We start from the raw sequence: 17,955 nt of genomic DNA, 5'->3' as shown, positions 1-17,955 counted from the left end.
GCCCGATCGCACCGTGATGCGTAAATACCATACTCTTATAAAGAGAAAGGTTATTGAACCAAAAACAGGTGTGGTTATGAATCGTTTTATTATGGCTAACAGCCAGCAGTGCATTGGGTGTCACGCCTGCGAAGTGGCCTGCGTGATGGCGCACAACGATGAGCAGCATGTCGTGAGCGAGCGCCATTTTCATCCGCGTATCACGGTCCTGAGAGCTGGCGAGAGGAGCCGCCCCGTGACCTGTCATCATTGCGAAAACGCGCCCTGCGCGCAAAGCTGCCCGAACGGCGCCATCAGCAAATGCGATGACAGCGTACAGGTGAATCAACAAAAATGCATCGGCTGTAAGGCCTGCGTGGTGGCCTGCCCGTTTGGCACGATGGAGATTATCGTCACCCCGCTCGACAACGGCGGTGTGAAGGCCTCGGCGAATAAATGCGATCTCTGTCTGACGCGTCCACACGGCCCGGCCTGTATCGAAAATTGCCCGGCGGATGTCCTCTCTCTGGTAACGCCTGCCGCGCTGTATAACCTGGCGAAATCGCGCCGACAGCGCACGGCCTGCCTGGAGGCGCAGCCCTGGCATGCGGAGGTCGTCGGAGAAGATGCTCCGTGCACCAAACTGCAGCAGATGCAGGCGACGGTGCCACGCGGCGAGCCCGACAAGCTGGCTACCGCAGAACGCGTGGGCCATTTTAACGAAATTTACCTGCCATTCCGGGCCGAACAGGCCGCCCGCGAGGCGTCGCGCTGCCTGAAGTGCGGAGAGCATAGCATTTGCGAGTGGACCTGCCCGCTGCACAACCACATTCCGCAATGGATCGAGCGCCTCAACGCGGGAGATATCGCCGGCGCGGCCGAGCTTTCTCATCAGACTAACTGTTTACCTGAAATTACCGGTCGCGTCTGCCCGCAGGATCGATTATGCGAGGGTGCCTGCACAATACGTGAAGAGGCAGGATCCGTGACCATCGGCAACATCGAGCGCTATATCTCCGATCGGGCGCTGGCGATGGGCTGGCGGCCGGATATGTCCGCCGTCACGCCGTCAGGTAAACGCGTCGCGATCGTCGGCGCGGGGCCTGCCGGGCTGGCGTGCGCCGACGTGCTGGCGCGCCGCGGCGTGAGCGTGACGGTCTATGACCGGCACCCGGAAATTGGCGGATTGCTGACCTTTGGCATCCCGGCGTTCAAGCTGGACAAATCGCTGCTCGCGCGGCGCAGAGAGATATTTACCGCGATGGGGATCCGCTTCGAGCTTAACTGCGAGGTGGGCCAGGACGTGTCGATGTCGCAGTTAAAGCACGATTACGACGCCCTGTTTATTGGCGTGGGAACCTATCGCTCGATGAAGGCGGGTATCCCACATGAAGACGCGCCAGGTGTCTACGACGCGCTGCCTTTCCTGGTGGGCAACACGCGCCATGTTATGGGGCTGGAGGCAACGGCCAGCGAACCGTTCATCGACGCCCATGGCCTGAACGTGGTGGTGCTTGGTGGGGGCGATACCGCGATGGACTGCGTCCGAACCGCGTTACGCCACGGGGCGGCGAAGGTGACCTGCGCCTATCGTCGGGATGAGGCCAACATGCCGGGCTCGAAGAAAGAGGTGAAGAACGCCAGTGAAGAGGGGGCGGCGTTTGAATTTAACGTCCAGCCGGTTGAGCTGACGCTGGATCCGAACGGAAAGGTCAACGGTATCCGAATGCTGCGAACCGAGCTCGGAGAGCCGGATGCGCAGGGACGGCGGCGACCGGTTCCGGTGGCGGGCAGCGAGTTTGTGATGGCCGCGGATGCGGTCATCATGGCGTTTGGTTTTAACCCGCACGCGATGCCGTGGCTGCAGGCGCAGGGTGTCGAAACGGATGACAGGGGGCGGATCGTGGCCTCTGTCGAGAGCCGCTACCGTTACCAGACGACCAACCCGCAGATCTTCGCCGGGGGCGATGCGGTACGCGGCGCGGATCTGGTGGTGACCGCAATGGCGGAAGGACGCCATGCCGCGCAAGGGATCCTCGACTGGCTTGGGGTTAACGCGCCAAAACATCATTAAACCGGCGGGCGACAAAGCGGGATTCACGGCGTAGTATAGGACGACTCATTGTGTTGTGGAGCCCGTATGACCCTGAAAATTGACGTTATCAAAGACAAAATTCTTTCTGAAAACTACTTTGTCCTGCGTAACATCACCTATGATCTTACACGTAGCAACGGTGAGGTTATCCGCCACAAACGCGAGGTCTACGACCGCGGCAACGGAGCGACCATTCTGCTCTATAACCGTGACAAGCAGAGCGTGGTGCTAATCCGTCAGTTCAGGGTGGCGACATGGGTTAATGGCAACCCTGATGGACGTTTGATTGAAACCTGCGCGGGCCTGCTCGATGACGATGAGCCGGAAGTTTGTATCCGCAAAGAGGCCGTGGAAGAAACCGGCTTCGAAGTGGGTGAGGTCAAAAAGGTCTTCGAGCTGTTTATGTCTCCGGGCGGCGTAACGGAAATTGTGCATTTCTTCATTGCCGAATACAGCGACGCCCAGCGCACGCACCGGGGCGGTGGCGTAGAGGATGAAGATATTGAAGTGCTGGAGCTTCCTTTTACCCGGGCGCTGGAGATGATGCGTTCAGGCGAAATCAGGGATGGTAAGGCAGTGATATTACTGCAGTATTTACATACGACCGGGTTGATGAACGATGCTTCCGAGCGGATGTAGTGCATTTTTCGGGTATATCTGATAAATCCGATTGAGCAACCCCGCCGGGAACACGAAGATACTGCCCAGTTAAGCGTTTTCGTTCCGGGATTGTGTCATTCATGCGCTACAGCGTCTTTTTGTTTTACCTGTTTTGTGTGCTTCTCGCGCCGCAGGTGCAGGCTGCACCTGCGCAGCAAGCCTTTTCTGACTGGCAGGTAACCTGCAATAACCAGAATTTTTGCCTTGCACGCAACACGGGTGAACACCGTGGTCTGGTCATGACGCTCACCCGTAGCGCCGGGGCGAAAACGGATGCCACTCTGCGTATCGATCTTGGCGGTCTTGATACACCCTCGATCAAAGAGCCAGATATTGCCCCCCGGCTGCTGCTGGATAGCGTTCCTCTGAAGCTGGACAAACAGCGCTGGCAGCTCACGCCATGGCATCTGAAAACGGACGATGCGGCCACCATCACCGCCTTTCTGAAAAATATCCAGGAAGGGAAGGCCCTGACCCTGCGCGGCGGTAAGCAGGTCATTTCACTGACAGGGCTTAAGGCCGCACTACTGTTCATTGATGCGCAGCAAAAGCGCGTCGGCAGCGAAACCGCGTGGATCAAGAAAGGTGACGATCCGCCGTTAAGCGTTCCGCCTGCACCCGCCTTAAAAAAGGTGGCGGTCGTCAATCCGACCCCGACGCCACTCTCCCACGCCGAACTGAACGACCTGCTGGACTATGGTACCGGACGGATGAACAGCAGCCAGTGCTCGCTGGATCCTAACCGCCGTGAAGTGCGCGTCACCGCGTTAACCGATGAGAAAGCGCTGCTGATCGTCAGCTGCGAGGCGGGGGCCTATAACACGGTCGATCTGGCGTGGCTGGTATCACGTAAAAAACCGTTCACCGCACGCAGCGTCAGGCTGCGTCTGCCGTTTACGCCGTCAGGCGACGGGAGCGAAATGGAGTTGATGAATGCCAGCTTCGATGAAAAGACGCGCGAGCTGACAACGCTGGCGCTGGGGCGCGGTTTGGGCGATTGCGGAGTCCAGACGCGCTGGCGTTTTGACGGACAGCGATTCCGCCTGGTGCGCTACGCCGAGGAGCCCAGCTGTGATAACTGGAACGGGCCAGATGCCTGGCCCACGCTGTGGATCACGCGCTAGTTTTGCCCGGTAAGCGTAGCGCCACCGGGCACGCAGACCGCGCTACAGCACGCTTAACGCCTTCTCAACCACGTTCTCAACGGTAAAGCCGAAGTACGGGAACAGCTTGTCGGCAGGGGCGGACTCACCGTAGCCCCTCATGCCGACAATCGCCCCTTTCAGACCCACATATTTGTACCAGTAGTCGGCAATACCGGCTTCCACCGCCACGCGCGCTGCGACGTTTGAGGGCAGTACCGATTCGCGGTACGCCTCATCCTGGGCATCGAAAATATCCGTAGAAGGCAGGGACACCACGCGCACCGCGTGGCCTTCGGCGGTCAGTTTCTCCGCCGCTTTCACCGTGATTTCCACCTCGGAGCCGGTGGCAATCAGGATCACGTCCGGCTTGCCGCCGCTGTCCTTGAGGATGTAGCCGCCGCGGGCGATGTTTTTCACCTGCTCCGGAGTACGCTCGATCTGCGCCAGGTTCTGTCGTGACAGAATCAGTGCCGTTGGGCCATTGTGGCGTTCTACCGCCAGCTTCCAGCCCACCGCAGCTTCGACCTGATCGCAGGGACGCCACGTGCTGAAGTTCGGCGTCAGGCGCAGGCTCGCCAGCTGTTCAACCGCCTGGTGGGTGGGGCCGTCTTCTCCCAGACCGATGGAGTCGTGGGTATAGACCATAATCTGCCGCGCCTTCATCAGCGCTGCCATGCGCGCCGCGTTACGGGCGTACTCGACGAACATCAGGAAGGTGGCGGTGTAGGGCACGAAGCCGCCGTGATGGGCGATGCCGTTGGCAATCGCGGTCATCCCGAACTCGCGCACGCCGTAATGGATGTAATTCCCGGCGATGTCCTCTTTCAGCGATTTCGAACCCGACCAGATAGTCAGGTTACTCGGCGCCAGATCCGCCGATCCGCCGAGCAGTTCGGGCAGAAGAGGGCCGATTGCATTCAGGGTATTTTGCGACGCCTTACGGGTGGCGATTTTCGCCGGGTTGGACTGCAGATTTTCAATCAGCGCCTGGGTTTTATCGTCCCAGTCTTCCGGCAGGCCGCCGCTCATGCGGCGGGAAAACTCGGCCGCCAGTTCAGGATGCGCTTTTTTGTAGGCGGCAAATTTATCGTTCCATGCGTGCTGCGCTTTCTCACCCTCTTCGCGTGCATCCCATGCCCGGTAGATCTCTTTCGGGATCTCAAACGGCGGATGTTTCCAGCCCAGCTTCTGCCGGGTCAGCGCCACTTCCTCCTCGCCCAGCGCCGCGCCGTGCGCCTCTTCTTTACCCGCCTTGTTCGGCGAGCCGAAGCCGATCGTGGTGCGGCAGATAATCAGGGACGGTTTATCCTTCACGCTTTGCGCTTCCTGAATCGCTTTTTTCACTGCCTCAGGGTCGTGACCGTCGATCTCATGCACCACGTGCCAGTGGTAGGCTTCGAAGCGTTTTGCCGTGTCGTCGGTAAACCAGCCTTCGGTTTCCCCGTCGATGGAGATGCCGTTGTGATCGTAGAACCCGATCAGCTTGCCGAGCCCCAGGGTGCCCGCCAGGGAGCAGACCTCATGGGAGATCCCCTCCATCAGACAGCCGTCACCCATAAACACGTAGGTGTAGTGATCGACAATCTCGTGGTCCGGCTGGTTGAACTGTGCCGCTAGCGTGCGTTCGGCAATCGCCAGCCCGACCGCATTTGCCAGCCCCTGGCCGAGCGGCCCGGTGGTGGTCTCCACGCCCGGCGTATAGCCGATCTCCGGGTGCCCCGGGGTTTTGGAGTGCAGCTGGCGGAAGTTTTTCAGCTCCTCAAGCGGCAGATCGTAGCCGGAAAGGTGCAACAGGCTGTAGAGCAGCATTGAGGCGTGACCGTTGGAGAGAATAAAGCGGTCGCGATCGTACCAGGTGGGGTCATTGGGGTTGTGCTTCAGAAAGTCGTTCCACAGTACTTCGGCTATATCAGCCATGCCCATCGGCGCGCCGGGGTGGCCGGAATTGGCTTTCTGCACGGCATCCATGCTGAGGGCGCGGATGGCATTGGCTAGCTCTTTACGGGACATAGTTCACTCCGTGGCAAGGTTAAAGTTTGGCGGCGAGAAGATCTTCTAGTTTGCGCTGGTCGACGGCGAACTGGCGGATACCGTCCGCCAGTTTTTCCACGGCCATGGCGTCCTGGTTGTGCTCCCAGCGGAACTCCGCTTCGGTCATGGCTTTCGGTTTTGGCAGAACGGTGGAGGTCGGCACCAGCTTGCGGATCACCGTTTCTTCTTTGTCCTGTAGCTCCTGGAGCAGGTTGGGTGAAATTGTCAGGCGGTCGCAGCCTGCCAGGGCGAGGATCTGCTCGGTACGGCGGAAGCTGGCACCCATCACGATGGTTTCGTAGCGGTGCTGCTTGTAGTAGTCGTAGATATTACGGACCGATTTCACGCCCGGATCCTCATCCACCACGTACGGATCCATCGGCTGTTTCGCCTGGTACCAGTCGTAGATGCGCCCGACAAACGGTGACACCAGGAACACGCCCGCTTCGGCACAGGCGCGCGCCTGTGCAAAGGAGAACAGCAGCGTCAGGTTGCAGTGGATGCCCTCTTTTTCCAGTACCTCTGCCGCGCGGATGCCTTCCCAGGTGGAGGCGAGCTTGATCAGAATGCGTGATTTATCTATCCCCTGTTCCTCGTACAGTTCCACGAGGCGACGCGCCTTGTTAATGCTCTTTTCTTTATCGAAAGAGAGGCGGGCGTCGACTTCGGTCGAGACGCGGCCCGGGATGCTTTTAAGAATTTCCGCACCAAAATTAACCGCCAGCTTGTCGCTGGCTTCGGCGACCTGCTGCTCCTGCGTCTTCCCGCGCTTTTTACCGTAGGCAATGGCGTCATCAATCAGATGACTAAAATGGGTAAGCCCGGCAGCCTTGAGCAGTAGCGAAGGGTTGGTGGTCGCATCCTCCGGCTGATAGTGGCGAATCGACTCGATATCGCCGCTGTCTGCCACCACCGTGGTGAATTGTTTGATGCCGTCTAGCTGGTTCATAAATGATTACTCCTTGGAAATAAAAGAGTTAGATGAGTGCGTTAGTTCACACTTCTGGAAAAATCATGATGGACTTAACAAAAAAGCATAGCAGACGGGGGAGGCATTGCTTTTGAGACGGGTAACATGGCTGTTATAAATTGATAACAATTTTTAATGTGTGATGGTGAGAGTTTGGCTGCCTTCAAAGTTTAGGAGGCGGCCTGAGGCGATACTAGGCGGCACACCAGGGTGTGCATCAGGATCGCTTACGTCACCCTTTTGACCGATACGTGAAAGGAAAAATAAGATGGATGAGCAGTTGAAACAGAGTGCCCTCGATTTTCACGAGTTCCCTGTCCCGGGCAAAATCCAGGTCTCCCCAACCAAGCCGCTGGCAACTCAGCGCGATCTGGCACTGGCCTATTCCCCGGGCGTAGCTGCCCCGTGTCTGGAAATCGAAAAAGACCCGCTGGCGGCCTACAAATACACCGCGCGCGGCAACCTTGTCGCCGTGATCTCTAACGGCACGGCGGTGCTGGGGCTGGGCAACATCGGCGCGCTGGCCGGTAAGCCGGTGATGGAAGGCAAGGGGGTGCTGTTCAAGAAATTCGCCGGTATCGACGTGTTCGATATCGAGGTGGATGAACTCGATCCTGACAAGTTCATCAACGTAGTGGCCGCGCTGGAGCCGACTTTCGGCGGGATCAACCTGGAAGACATCAAAGCGCCGGAATGTTTCTATATCGAGCAGAAGCTGCGCGAGCGTATGAACATTCCCGTGTTCCATGATGACCAGCACGGTACGGCCATTATCAGCACCGCTGCGATTCTCAACGGCCTGCGCGTGGTAGAGAAAAACCTCTCCGACGTGCGCATGGTGGTCTCCGGCGCCGGCGCCGCGGCCATCGCCTGTATGAACCTGCTGGTGGCGCTGGGTATGCAGAAACACAACATTGTGGTCTGCGACTCCAAGGGCGTTATTTATAAAGACCGCGAGCCGAACATGGCGGAAACCAAAGCGGCGTATGCGGTAGAAGACGACGGCAAGCGCACGCTTGAGGACGTCATTGACGGCGCGGATATCTTCCTCGGCTGCTCGGGTCCGAAGGTGCTGACCCAGGAGATGGTGAAGAAGATGGCGCGTGCGCCAATGATCCTGGCCCTGGCCAACCCGGAACCGGAAATTCTGCCGCCGCTGGCGAAAGCGGTGCGTGAAGACGCCATCATCTGTACCGGCCGATCGGACTACCCGAACCAGGTCAACAACGTGCTTTGCTTCCCGTTTATCTTCCGCGGCGCGCTGGACGTCGGCGCAACGGCGATCAACGAAGAGATGAAGCTTGCAGCCGTTCACGCCATCGCGGAGCTGGCCCACGCCGAGCAGAGCGAAGTGGTTGCCTCAGCCTATGGCGATCAGGATCTGAGCTTTGGCCCGGACTACATCATTCCAAAACCGTTCGACCCGCGTCTGATTGTTAAAATTGCGCCAGCCGTTGCCAAAGCGGCAATGGATTCCGGCGTGGCGACGCGTCCGATTCACGACTTCGACGCGTACGTCGATAAACTCACCGAGTTTGTCTATAAAACCAACCTGTTCATGAAGCCGATCTTCTCTCAGGCGCGCGCCGACGCGAAGCGCGTGGTGCTAGCGGAAGGGGAAGAGGCGCGCGTGCTGCACGCCACCCAGGAGCTGATCACATTAGGCCTGGCGAAACCGATCCTGATTGGTCGTCCGAGCGTGATTGAAATGCGTATCCAGAAGCTGGGCCTGCAGATTAAGCCGGGCGTCGACTTCGAGATCGTCAACAACGAATCCGATCCGCGCTTCAAAGAGTACTGGAGCGAATACTACGCGATCATGAAGCGTCGGGGGATCACCCAGGAGCAGGCGCAGAAAGCCGTCATCAGCAACACGACGGTGATCGGCGCGATCATGGTCCATCGCGGCGAGGCGGATGCGCTGATCTGCGGTACCATCGGGGATTATCACGAGCACTTTAGCGTGGTGCAGGAGATCTTCGGCTATCGCGACGGCGTCCATACCGCCGGGGCGATGAACGCCCTGCTGTTGCCGAGCGGGAACACCTTTATCGCTGACACCTATGTTAACGACGATCCGAGCCCGGACGAGCTGGCGGAGATCACCGTGATGGCCGCCGAGACCGTGCGCCGCTTCGGTATCGAGCCGAAGGTGGCACTGCTGTCGCACTCTAACTTCGGTTCGTCCAAATCAGCGGCGGCGTGCAAAATGCGTGAGACGCTGGCGCTGGTGCGCGAGCGTGCGCCGGAGCTGATGATTGACGGGGAAATGCATGGCGATGCCGCGCTGGTGGAGAGCATCCGTAACGAACGTATGCCGGACAGCCCGCTGAAAGGATCGGCAAACATCCTGATTATGCCGAACGTGGAAGCGGCGCGTATCAGCTATAACCTGCTGCGCGTCTCCAGCTCTGAAGGGGTGACCGTAGGACCGGTGCTGATGGGCGTGGCGAAGCCGGTGCACGTGTTAACGCCGATTGCCTCCGTGCGTCGTATCGTGAACATGGTGGCGCTGGCGGTGGTTGAGGCGCAGACGCAGCCGCTGTAATTTTTACCCTCACCCTAACCCTCTCCCTTTGGGAGAGGGCCGGGGTGAGGGGAGGGTTACACCCAGTCCCGAACCTGAATAAACTCTTTTAAGGCAGCCTCCGGGCTGCCTTCTTTTGGCTCGTAGCAGTACTCCCAGCGCACCAGCGGCGGCATCGACATCAGAATCGACTCCGTGCGCCCGCCGGTCTGCAGGCCGAACAGCGTCCCGCGATCCCACACCAGGTTGAACTCCACGTAGCGCCCGCGGCGGTAGAGCTGGAACTCGCGTTCGCGCACGCCGTAGTCGGTGTTTTTACGGCGTTCGACGATGGGCAGATAGGCCTCGGTATAGCCTTCACCCACCGCGCGCATAAAGCTGAACGCGGTATCAAAATCAGGCGTGTTGAGATCGTCAAAGAACAGTCCGCCGATGCCGCGCTGCTCGTCGCGATGCTTCAGGTAAAAGTAGTCGTCGCACCACTTTTTATATTTCGGGTAAATGTCTTCGCCAAACGGCAGGCAAAGATCCCGCGCGGTGGTGTGCCAGTGTACGGCATCCTCTTCGAAGCCGTAGTAGGGCGTCATGTCGAAACCGCCGCCAAACCACCAGACCGGATCGGCCCCCTGCTTTTCCGCAATGAAAAAGCGCACGTTGGCGTGGCTGGTTGGCACGAACGGGTTGTGCGGGTGCACCACCAGCGAGACGCCCATCGCTTCGAAGCTGCGGCCCGCCAGCTCAGGACGATGTGCCGTCGCAGACGCGGGCATGGCGTCGCCGTGAACGTGGGAAAAATTCACGCCAGCCTGTTCGAAGATGCCGCCGTTACGCAGCACGCGACTGCGCCCGCCGCCGCCGGCCTCGCGCTGCCAGGTATCTTCCTGAAATTCTCCGCCGTCTGCGGCGGCCAGTTTCTGGCAAATCTCATCCTGCAGCTGCAGCAGGAAAGTTTTGACCAGTTGTGCATCGGGTTTCATCAACGTTTCCTGGAGTGCGCTTTTTGGTTATCGAACCAGTTGAAATAACTGATAATGCCGGAGGCGATAGCGTTAGCGATCTTCTGACGAAATGCCGTGGTGCCAAGGAGTCGCTCCTCTTCCGGGTTCGTGATGAAGGAGGTTTCCACCAGCACGGACGGGATGGACGGTGATTTCAGGACCACGAACGCCGCCTGCTCGGTGCCTTTGCTGTGCAGGCGATGCACCGGCTTAATCTTCTTCAGGATGTGCGAGCCAAGCGTCAGGCTGTTTTTGATCGTATCCGTCTGCACGAGGTCGAACAGCACCTGCTGTAGCAGGTGGTCTTTGTCGGTGGCTTTTTTCCCGGCGACTTCATCCGCCCGGTTTTCGCGGTCGGAGAGGTATTTCGCCATGGCGCTACTGGCGCCGCGGTTGGAAAGCGCAAATACCGAGGCACCTGCCGCAGAAGGGTTGGTAAAGCCGTCCGCGTGAATCGACATAAACAGATCCGCACCGTGCTGGTGGGCGATCTCTACGCGGTCATACAGCGGAATAAAGGTATCGCCAGAGCGCGTCAGACGGGCGTCAATGCCGTTACTGCGTAAAATCGCCCGCACATTTTTTGCAATCGCCAGCACGACGTGTTTTTCTTTCGACCCGTTTTTGCCGATGGCGCCGGTATCAATGCCGCCGTGCCCAGGGTCGAGCATCACCAGACGCTTCGCGCCCGGCTTTTTGGTTTTCGGTTTGCTGTGTCCGTTACTGGTTTTAAGCGTGCTCTCGTCTTTCGCCTGAGCCTGCTTTGCGATACCCGTTAACGTTAAGGCCGCCAGCCCCGCTTTGAGAACCTGACGACGCGATGTGAGTGCTTTTAATGGTTTGAATGTGCTCATGCGGCCTGAATACTAAAAAATGGGGTCCTGGTGTTATATCGTATCGTGTTTCCCGTTACGACAGTCCATGTTGAGAATTGTTTTACTTTTCATTTCAATACGTGACAAAGTGACATTATGCCAAATTTTGGCGAGATTTTCCCCGGTTATTGGCTAAAGGCGAGCTTCGCGCCATAATCACAGTTTTTAAACCCGAAAAGGCGGTTAATACCATGGAGATACGCGTTTTTCGCCAGGAAGATTTCGAAGAGGTGATTACCCTTTGGGAGCGCTGCGATCTGCTGCGTCCGTGGAACGATCCGGAAATGGATATCGAACGTAAGGTGAATCACGACGTCAGTCTGTTTCTGGTCGCGGAAGTCAACGGTGAGGTTGTGGGGACGGTAATGGGCGGTTACGACGGCCACCGCGGCTCGGCCTATTATCTGGGCGTCCATCCGGAATACCGTGGTCGCGGCATTGCCAATGCGCTGCTTAACCGGCTCGAGAAGAAGCTGATCGCTCGCGGCTGCCCGAAAATCCAGATTATGGTGCGGGAAGATAACGATGTGGTGCTGGGCATGTATGAGCGTCTGGGCTACGAGCATTCTGACGTGCTGAATCTGGGAAAGCGTCTGATCGAAGATGAAGAGTACTGAGATTCATCCGGCAGACTATGACGCGCAGGGCCGCGTCAGGCTGCCCTTTTTATTCTGGTGCGTTCTGCTGCTCCAGGCCCGTACCTGGGTGCTGTTTGTGATGGCCGCCGCGTCGCGCGGGCAGGGCGATACGCTGCTGAATCTTTTTTATCCCGATCACGATGCTTTCTGGCTCGGCTTACTGCCGGGCGTACCGGCGGTGGTGGCTTTTTTGTGTAGCGGACGACGGCACCTGATCCCTCGTTTTTGGCGCACGCTTCGCTGGCTGCTAATCCTTGCCCAGACTGCGCTGCTCTTATGGCAGCCGGTTCTCTGGTGGTACGGTGAACCGCTGACGGGCTCCGGCGTTGCGCTGGTGGTTGCTGATATTGTGGCGCTGCTGTGGCTGATGACCAACCCGCGTCTTCGCGCCTGTTTTGCGCCTCAGGATGATTAATCCGGCACTTTTTGCCGATGTCGCACTCCAACAAGCGTTGATTTAACAAGTAAGGACGTTTCAATGAAATCGCTGCGTTTACTCTTATGCGCTCTCCCGCTGGCATTGACCGGCTGTTCGACGCTCTCCTCCATTAACTGGTCCGCTGCGTATCCGTGGAACTGGTTTGGCTCATCAACGGAAGTAACCGAGCAGGGCGTGGGGAAAATTACCGCCGCGACGGCGCTGGATCAGAATGCTATCCAGGATGCGCTCAGCAGTGATTACCGCCTGCGCAGCGGCATGAAAACGGAGAATGGCAATATTGTTCGCTACTACGAGGCGCTGAAGGGCGACAAGCTGGCGCTGGTGATTAACGGTGATAAAGGCACGGTCAACCGAATTGCGGTGATGGATGAAGATATTCCGACGGCGAGCGGTGTGAAGGTGGGGACCCCGTTTAGCGATCTTTATAAGCAGGCCTTTGGCAACTGCGCCAGCGTGCCGTCTGACGACAAGGTTGCGGTGGAATGTAAGGCTGAAGGCAGCCAGCACATCAGCTATGTCTTCACCGGCACCTGGAGCGGCCCGGAAGGACTGATGCCGTCTGACGACACGCTTAAGAGCTGGAAAGTGAGCAAAATACTCTGGAAGCAGTAATTTGCGCCTGAGCAAACCGCCTCGCTGAAATCCGGGTATAATACCCGCCATCAATGCCACGCTGACGTGGCATCTTTATTTCAGGAGGAGCGATGTCTCAGGTTCAGAGTGGCATTTTGCCAGAACATTGCCGCGCGGCGATTTGGATTGAAGCCAATGTTAAAGGGGACGTGGATGCCCTGCGTGCGGCCAGCAAAGCGTTTATTGATAAACTGGCGACCTTCCAGGCCAAATTCCCGGAAGCACACCTCGGCGCCGTTGTCGCCTTTGGCAATAACGTCTGGCGTCAGCTGAGCGGCGGGGAAGGGGCGGAAGAGCTGAAAGACTTCATCCCTTACGGCAAAGGCCTGGCTCCGGCGACCCAGTACGACGTGCTGATCCACATCCTTTCTTTACGTCACGACGTGAACTTCTCGGTTGCGCAGGCGGCGGTGGCGGCCTTTGGCGACAGCATCGAGGTGCAGGAAGAAGTTCACGGTTTCCGCTGGGTCGAAGAGCGCGATCTGAGCGGCTTTGTCGACGGAACCGAAAACCCGGCAGGGGAAGAGACGCGTCGTGAAGTCGCGGTAATCAAAGATGGCGTGGACGCGGGCGGCAGCTACGTGTTCGTGCAGCGCTGGGAGCACAACCTCAAGCAGCTTAACCGCATGAGCGTGCACGACCAGGAGATGATGATTGGCCGTACGAAAGAGGCTAACGAAGAGATCGACGGCGACGACCGTCCCGTTACCTCGCACCTGACCCGCGTTGACCTCAAAGAAGACGGCAAAGGGCTGAAGATTGTCCGCCAGAGCCTGCCGTACGGTACGGCAAGCGGAACGCACGGCCTTTATTTCTGCGCCTATTGCGCGCGCCTGTATAACATCGAGCAGCAGCTGCTGAGCATGTTCGGCGATACCGACGGCAAGCGCGACGCCATGCTGCGCTTCACCAAACCGGTGACCGGCGGCTACTACTTTGCGCCGTCCGTTGAGCGTCTTCTGGCGCTGTAATGGCATTCTCCCTCTCCCTGCTGGAGAGGGCCGGGGTGAGGGCATCAGGCCTCACCCTTATTCCCTTTTCTGCTTCTAAATCACCAAACGGTATATAAAACCGTTACTCCTTTCATCCCCGTTATAAATATTATGACTATAAGATAGTCATCACATTTATAAGGGTGCGCAATGGCCGTTACTGTACTGAAAAAAGGAACTCTGGCGCTGGCAGGTTTACTGCTGGTGGCACAGGCGCAGGCGACTGAACTGTTGAACAGTTCGTATGACGTCTCCCGCGAGCTGTTTGCCGCCCTTAATCCCCCGTTCGAACAGCAGTGGGCGAAAGACAATAACAGCGATAAGCTCACCATCAAGCAGTCCCACGCCGGCTCGTCCAAGCAGGCGCTGGCGATTTTGCAGGGCCTGAAAGCGGACGTCGTGACCTACAACCAGGTGACTGACGTGCAGATCCTGCACGACAAAGGCAAGCTCATCCCGGCGGACTGGCAGAGCCGACTGCCGAACAACAGCTCGCCGTTCTACTCCACCATGGGCTTCCTGGTGCGTAAGGGCAACCCTAAGAATATCCACGACTGGAGCGACCTGGTGCGTTCCGACGTGAAGCTGATTTTCCCGAACCCAAAAACCTCCGGTAACGCGCGTTATACCTATTTAGCCGCGTGGGGCGCGGCGGACAAGGCTGACGGTAACGATAAAGCCAAAACCGAGCAGTTCATGACCCAGTTCCTGAAAAACGTCGAAGTATTTGATACCGGCGGCCGCGGGGCGACAACGACCTTCGCGGAGCGAGGTCTCGGCGATGTTCTGATCAGCTTTGAGTCGGAAGTGAACAACATCCGCAAGCAGTATGAAGCGCAGGGCTTTGAGGTGGTTATCCCGAAAACCAACATTCTGGCCGAGTTCCCGGTCGCATGGGTGGATAAAAACGTGCAGGCGAACGGTACCGAGAAAGCGGCAAAAGCCTATCTCAACTACCTCTACAGCCCTCAGGCGCAGACCATCATTACCGATTACTACTACCGCGTGAACAACCCGGACGTGATGAACAAGCTGAAAGATAAATTCCCGCAGACCGCGCTGTTCCGCGTGGAAGACCATTTTGGCTCCTGGCCTGATGTGATGAAAACGCATTTTGCCAGCGGCGGTGAGTTAGACAAACTGCTGGCGGCGGGGCATAAGTAATGTTTGCTGTCTCGACAAAACGCGTCCTGCCGGGCTTTACCTTAAGCCTCGGGACCAGCCTGCTGTTCGTCTGCCTGATCCTGCTGTTGCCGCTCAGCGCGCTGGTGATGCAGCTTGCTCAGATGAGCTGGGCGCAGTACTGGGACGTGGTCACCAACCCGCAGGTGGTGGCGGCCTATAAGGTGACGCTGCTGTCGGCGTTTGTCGCCTCCATTTTTAACGGCGTGTTTGGCCTGCTGATGGCGTGGATCCTGACCCGCTATCGCTTCCCGGGGCGCACGCTGCTTGACGCCCTGATGGATCTGCCGTTTGCGCTGCCGACGGCGGTGGCAGGCTTAACCCTCGCGTCGCTCTTCTCTGTAAACGGGCTGTACGGCGAGTGGCTGGCGAGATTTGATATCAAAGTAACCTACACCTGGCTCGGTATCGCGGTGGCGATGGCCTTCACCAGCATCCCGTTTGTGGTACGTACCGTGCAGCCGGTGCTGGAAGAGTTGGGTCCGGAATACGAAGAAGCGGCGGAAACGCTGGGCGCCACGCGCTGGCAGAGCTTCCGCAAGGTGGTGCTGCCGGAGCTCTCTCCAGCGCTGATGGCAGGTGTCGCGCTGTCGTTTACCCGCAGCCTCGGTGAGTTCGGCGCGGTGATTTTTATCGCCGGGAACATCGCCTGGAAAACGGAAGTGACCTCGCTGATGATTTTCATCCGCCTGCAGGAGTTTGATTATCCGGCGGCGAGCGCGATTGCTTCGGTGATCCTCGCCGCCTCGCTGCTGCTGCTGTACTCGATTAACACTCTGCAAAGTCGCTTTGGTCGACGTGTGGTAGGTCACTGATGGCGGAAGTTACGCAATTGAAGCGATACGATGCGCCCCGCATCAACTGGGGTAAATGGTTTCTGATTGGGGCGGGCGTGCTGGTTTCCGCCCTCATTCTCGTCGTGCCGACGATTTATATTTTCGTTCAGGCGTTCAGCAAGGGTCTGATGCCCGCGCTGGAAAACCTGGCGAACCCGGATATGCTCCATGCCATCTGGCTCACCGTGCTGATTGCCCTGATCACCGTCCCGGTGAACCTGGTGTTCGGGACCCTGCTGGCGTGGCTGGTGACGCGCTTTAACTTCCCCGGACGTCAGCTGCTGCTGACCCTGCTGGATATTCCGTTTGCCGTGTCGCCGGTGGTGGCGGGCCTGGTGTACCTGCTCTTTTACGGCTCCAACGGCCCACTGGGCGGCTGGCTGGATGCGCATAACCTGCAGATCATGTTCGCCTGGCCGGGCATGGTGCTGGTCACCATCTTCGTGACCTGCCCGTTTGTGGTGCGCGAGCTGGTGCCGGTGATGTTAAGCCAGGGGAGCAACGAAGACGAAGCGGCGGTGCTGCTGGGGGCTTCGGGCTGGCAAATGTTCCGCCGCGTGACGCTGCCGAATATCCGCTGGGCGTTGCTTTATGGCGTGGTGCTGACCAACGCCCGCGCGATTGGCGAGTTCGGTGCCGTTTCCGTTGTTTCCGGCTCTATCCGGGGTGAAACCCTGTCGCTGCCGCTGCAGATTGAACTGCTGCAGCAGGACTACAACACCATCGGCTCGTTTACTGCCGCAGCGTTATTGACGCTGATGGCCATTTTGACCCTGTTTTTGAAGAGTGTGGTGCAGTGGCGTTTAGAAAATCAGGAAAAACGTCAGCATCAGGAGGGAAATCATGAGCATTGAGATTGCCAATATTAAGAAGTCTTTTGGTCGCACCCAGGTGCTGAATGATATCTCGCTGGATATCCCTTCCGGACAAATGGTGGCGCTGCTGGGGCCGTCCGGCTCGGGCAAAACCACGCTGCTGCGTATTATCGCCGGGCTTGAGCACCAGACCAGCGGGCACATCCGCTTCCACGGCACCGACGTGAGCCGCCTGCACGCCCGCGATCGTAAAGTGGGTTTTGTGTTCCAGCATTACGCGCTGTTCCGCCACATGACCGTGTTTGACAACATCGCGTTTGGGCTTACCGTGCTGCCGCGTCGCGAGCGCCCGGATGCGGCAACCATTAAGGCGAAGGTGACCAAACTGCTGGAGATGGTGCAGCTGGCTCACCTGGCGGATCGTTTCCCGGCCCAGCTGTCCGGCGGGCAGAAACAGCGCGTGGCGCTGGCTCGCGCGCTGGCCGTTGAACCGCAAATTCTGCTGCTGGATGAGCCTTTCGGCGCGCTGGATGCGCAGGTGCGTAAAGAGCTGCGCCGCTGGCTGCGTCAGCTCCATGAAGAGCTGAAATTCACCAGCGTCTTCGTGACCCACGATCAGGAAGAGGCGATGGAAGTTGCGGATCGCGTGGTGGTCATGAGCCAGGGCAACATTGAGCAGGTTGACGAACCGGAGCAGCTCTGGCGTGAACCGGCGACCCGCTTCGTGCTGGAGTTTATGGGCGAGGTGAACCGTCTGCAGGGCACTATTCGCGGCGGTCAGTTCCACGTGGGCGCGCACCGCTGGCCGCTGGGCTATACCTCCGCGCACCAGGGCCCGGTCGATCTGTTCCTGCGTCCGTGGGAAGTGGACGTGAGCCGCCGAACCAGTCTGGATTCACCGCTGCCGGTGCAGGTGCTGGAAGCGAGCCCTAAAGGTCACTACACCCAACTGGTGGTACAGCCGCTGGGCTGGTATACCGAGCCGCTGACCGTGGTCATGCGCGACGACGTCCCGCCGCACCGGGGGGAGCGCCTGTTTGTCGGGCTGCAGCATGCCCGGATTTATCACGGGAAGGAGCGCATCGAGACGCGCGAGGATATTGCTCTGGCGGAGTCAGCCTGATAGGTTATTAGGAT

The 17,955-nt window shown here is 58.4% G+C and carries 16 protein-coding genes; 12 read left to right on the top strand and 4 right to left on the bottom strand.

The features are described 5' to 3' along the window. Window positions 1–76: 76 nt before the first annotated feature. The 3 genes from aegA to FOY93_RS16185 all read left to right on the top strand — a co-directional run bounded on the left by aegA (window position 77) and on the right by FOY93_RS16185 (window position 3,858). Window positions 77–2,053 carry a formate-dependent uric acid utilization protein AegA gene (aegA, locus tag FOY93_RS16195; protein ID WP_133294889.1) on the top strand — a complete coding sequence of 659 codons (1,977 nt, stop codon included), beginning with the start codon at window positions 77–79 and terminating at the stop codon, window positions 2,051–2,053. Window positions 2,054–2,119: 66 nt separating this feature from the next. Further along, window positions 2,120–2,713, top strand: coding sequence for a GDP-mannose pyrophosphatase NudK (gene nudK, locus FOY93_RS16190; protein ID WP_133294888.1), 594 nt, complete (start codon window positions 2,120–2,122; stop codon window positions 2,711–2,713). 101 nt (window positions 2,714–2,814) lie between these two features. Further along, entirely contained in the window at window positions 2,815–3,858 is a 1,044-nt protein-coding gene (locus tag FOY93_RS16185; RefSeq protein ID WP_133294887.1) for a DUF1176 domain-containing protein, read from the top strand. A 42-nt stretch (window positions 3,859–3,900) separates the two neighbouring features. Here the strand turns inward: FOY93_RS16185 and tkt are convergent, their stop codons facing one another. Next, window positions 3,901–5,889 carry a transketolase gene (gene tkt, locus FOY93_RS16180; protein WP_111965193.1) on the bottom strand — a complete coding sequence of 663 codons (1,989 nt, stop codon included), beginning with the start codon at window positions 5,887–5,889 and terminating at the stop codon, window positions 3,901–3,903. Window positions 5,890–5,908: 19 nt separating this feature from the next. Further along, complete coding sequence (tal, locus tag FOY93_RS16175) at window positions 5,909–6,859, bottom strand: transaldolase (protein ID WP_115875961.1); 951 nt, start codon at window positions 6,857–6,859, stop codon at window positions 5,909–5,911. A gap of 289 nt (window positions 6,860–7,148) precedes the next feature. On the opposite strand from tal, the gene maeB reads away from it, so the two are divergent. Further along, complete coding sequence (maeB, locus tag FOY93_RS16170) at window positions 7,149–9,428, top strand: NADP-dependent oxaloacetate-decarboxylating malate dehydrogenase (protein ID WP_115875960.1); 2,280 nt, start codon at window positions 7,149–7,151, stop codon at window positions 9,426–9,428. A gap of 56 nt (window positions 9,429–9,484) precedes the next feature. Here the strand turns inward: maeB and hemF are convergent, their stop codons facing one another. Together hemF and amiA are read right to left on the bottom strand one after the other, a co-directional pair. Beyond that, complete coding sequence (gene hemF, locus FOY93_RS16165) at window positions 9,485–10,384, bottom strand: oxygen-dependent coproporphyrinogen oxidase (protein ID WP_143345381.1); 900 nt, start codon at window positions 10,382–10,384, stop codon at window positions 9,485–9,487. Continuing rightward, window positions 10,384–11,259, bottom strand: coding sequence for an N-acetylmuramoyl-L-alanine amidase AmiA (gene amiA / locus FOY93_RS16160; RefSeq protein WP_023308739.1), 876 nt, complete (start codon window positions 11,257–11,259; stop codon window positions 10,384–10,386). Before amiA ends, hemF begins: the two co-directional genes overlap by 1 nt. Before the next feature lie 212 nt (window positions 11,260–11,471). On the opposite strand from amiA, the gene FOY93_RS16150 reads away from it, so the two are divergent. The 8 genes from FOY93_RS16150 to cysA all read left to right on the top strand — a co-directional run bounded on the left by FOY93_RS16150 (window position 11,472) and on the right by cysA (window position 17,941). Next, window positions 11,472–11,897, top strand: coding sequence for a GNAT family acetyltransferase (locus FOY93_RS16150; RefSeq protein ID WP_014884750.1), 426 nt, complete (start codon window positions 11,472–11,474; stop codon window positions 11,895–11,897). Next, the gene (locus FOY93_RS16145) at window positions 11,884–12,333 is read left to right on the top strand and encodes a DUF2919 domain-containing protein (protein WP_115875958.1); all 450 of its coding nucleotides are present in this window, start codon (window positions 11,884–11,886) and stop codon (window positions 12,331–12,333) included. Before FOY93_RS16150 ends, FOY93_RS16145 begins: the two co-directional genes overlap by 14 nt. A gap of 63 nt (window positions 12,334–12,396) precedes the next feature. After that, window positions 12,397–12,972: an RpoE-regulated lipoprotein gene (locus FOY93_RS16140; protein WP_111965198.1), complete on the top strand. Its 576-nt coding sequence runs from the start codon at window positions 12,397–12,399 to the stop codon at window positions 12,970–12,972. Window positions 12,973–13,064: 92 nt separating this feature from the next. After that, window positions 13,065–13,964 carry a Dyp-type peroxidase gene (locus FOY93_RS16135; protein ID WP_048226164.1) on the top strand — a complete coding sequence of 300 codons (900 nt, stop codon included), beginning with the start codon at window positions 13,065–13,067 and terminating at the stop codon, window positions 13,962–13,964. 171 nt (window positions 13,965–14,135) lie between these two features. Beyond that, the gene (locus FOY93_RS16130; protein ID WP_133294882.1) at window positions 14,136–15,149 is read left to right on the top strand and encodes a sulfate ABC transporter substrate-binding protein; all 1,014 of its coding nucleotides are present in this window, start codon (window positions 14,136–14,138) and stop codon (window positions 15,147–15,149) included. Then, window positions 15,149–15,982, top strand: a complete 834-nt coding sequence (cysT, locus tag FOY93_RS16125) for a sulfate/thiosulfate ABC transporter permease CysT (RefSeq protein WP_115875956.1) — start codon at window positions 15,149–15,151, stop codon at window positions 15,980–15,982. The genes FOY93_RS16130 and cysT overlap by 1 nt, the downstream gene beginning before the upstream one ends. Next, window positions 15,982–16,857, top strand: a complete 876-nt coding sequence (cysW, locus tag FOY93_RS16120) for a sulfate/thiosulfate ABC transporter permease CysW (protein ID WP_045325891.1) — start codon at window positions 15,982–15,984, stop codon at window positions 16,855–16,857. The genes cysT and cysW overlap by 1 nt, the downstream gene beginning before the upstream one ends. Then, on the top strand, window positions 16,847–17,941 hold the full coding sequence (cysA, locus tag FOY93_RS16115) for a sulfate/thiosulfate ABC transporter ATP-binding protein CysA (protein WP_008501607.1): 1,095 nt from the start codon (window positions 16,847–16,849) through the stop codon (window positions 17,939–17,941). The genes cysW and cysA overlap by 11 nt, the downstream gene beginning before the upstream one ends. The last annotated feature ends 14 nt before the right edge of the window (window positions 17,942–17,955 follow it).

The organism is Enterobacter sp. 18A13 (genome assembly GCF_007035975.1).
GTDB classification, from domain to species: domain Bacteria; phylum Pseudomonadota; class Gammaproteobacteria; order Enterobacterales; family Enterobacteriaceae; genus Enterobacter; species Enterobacter vonholyi.
Note: the sequence above shows the minus strand (reverse complement) of the source record. Positions and strands in the feature narration are given on the sequence as shown.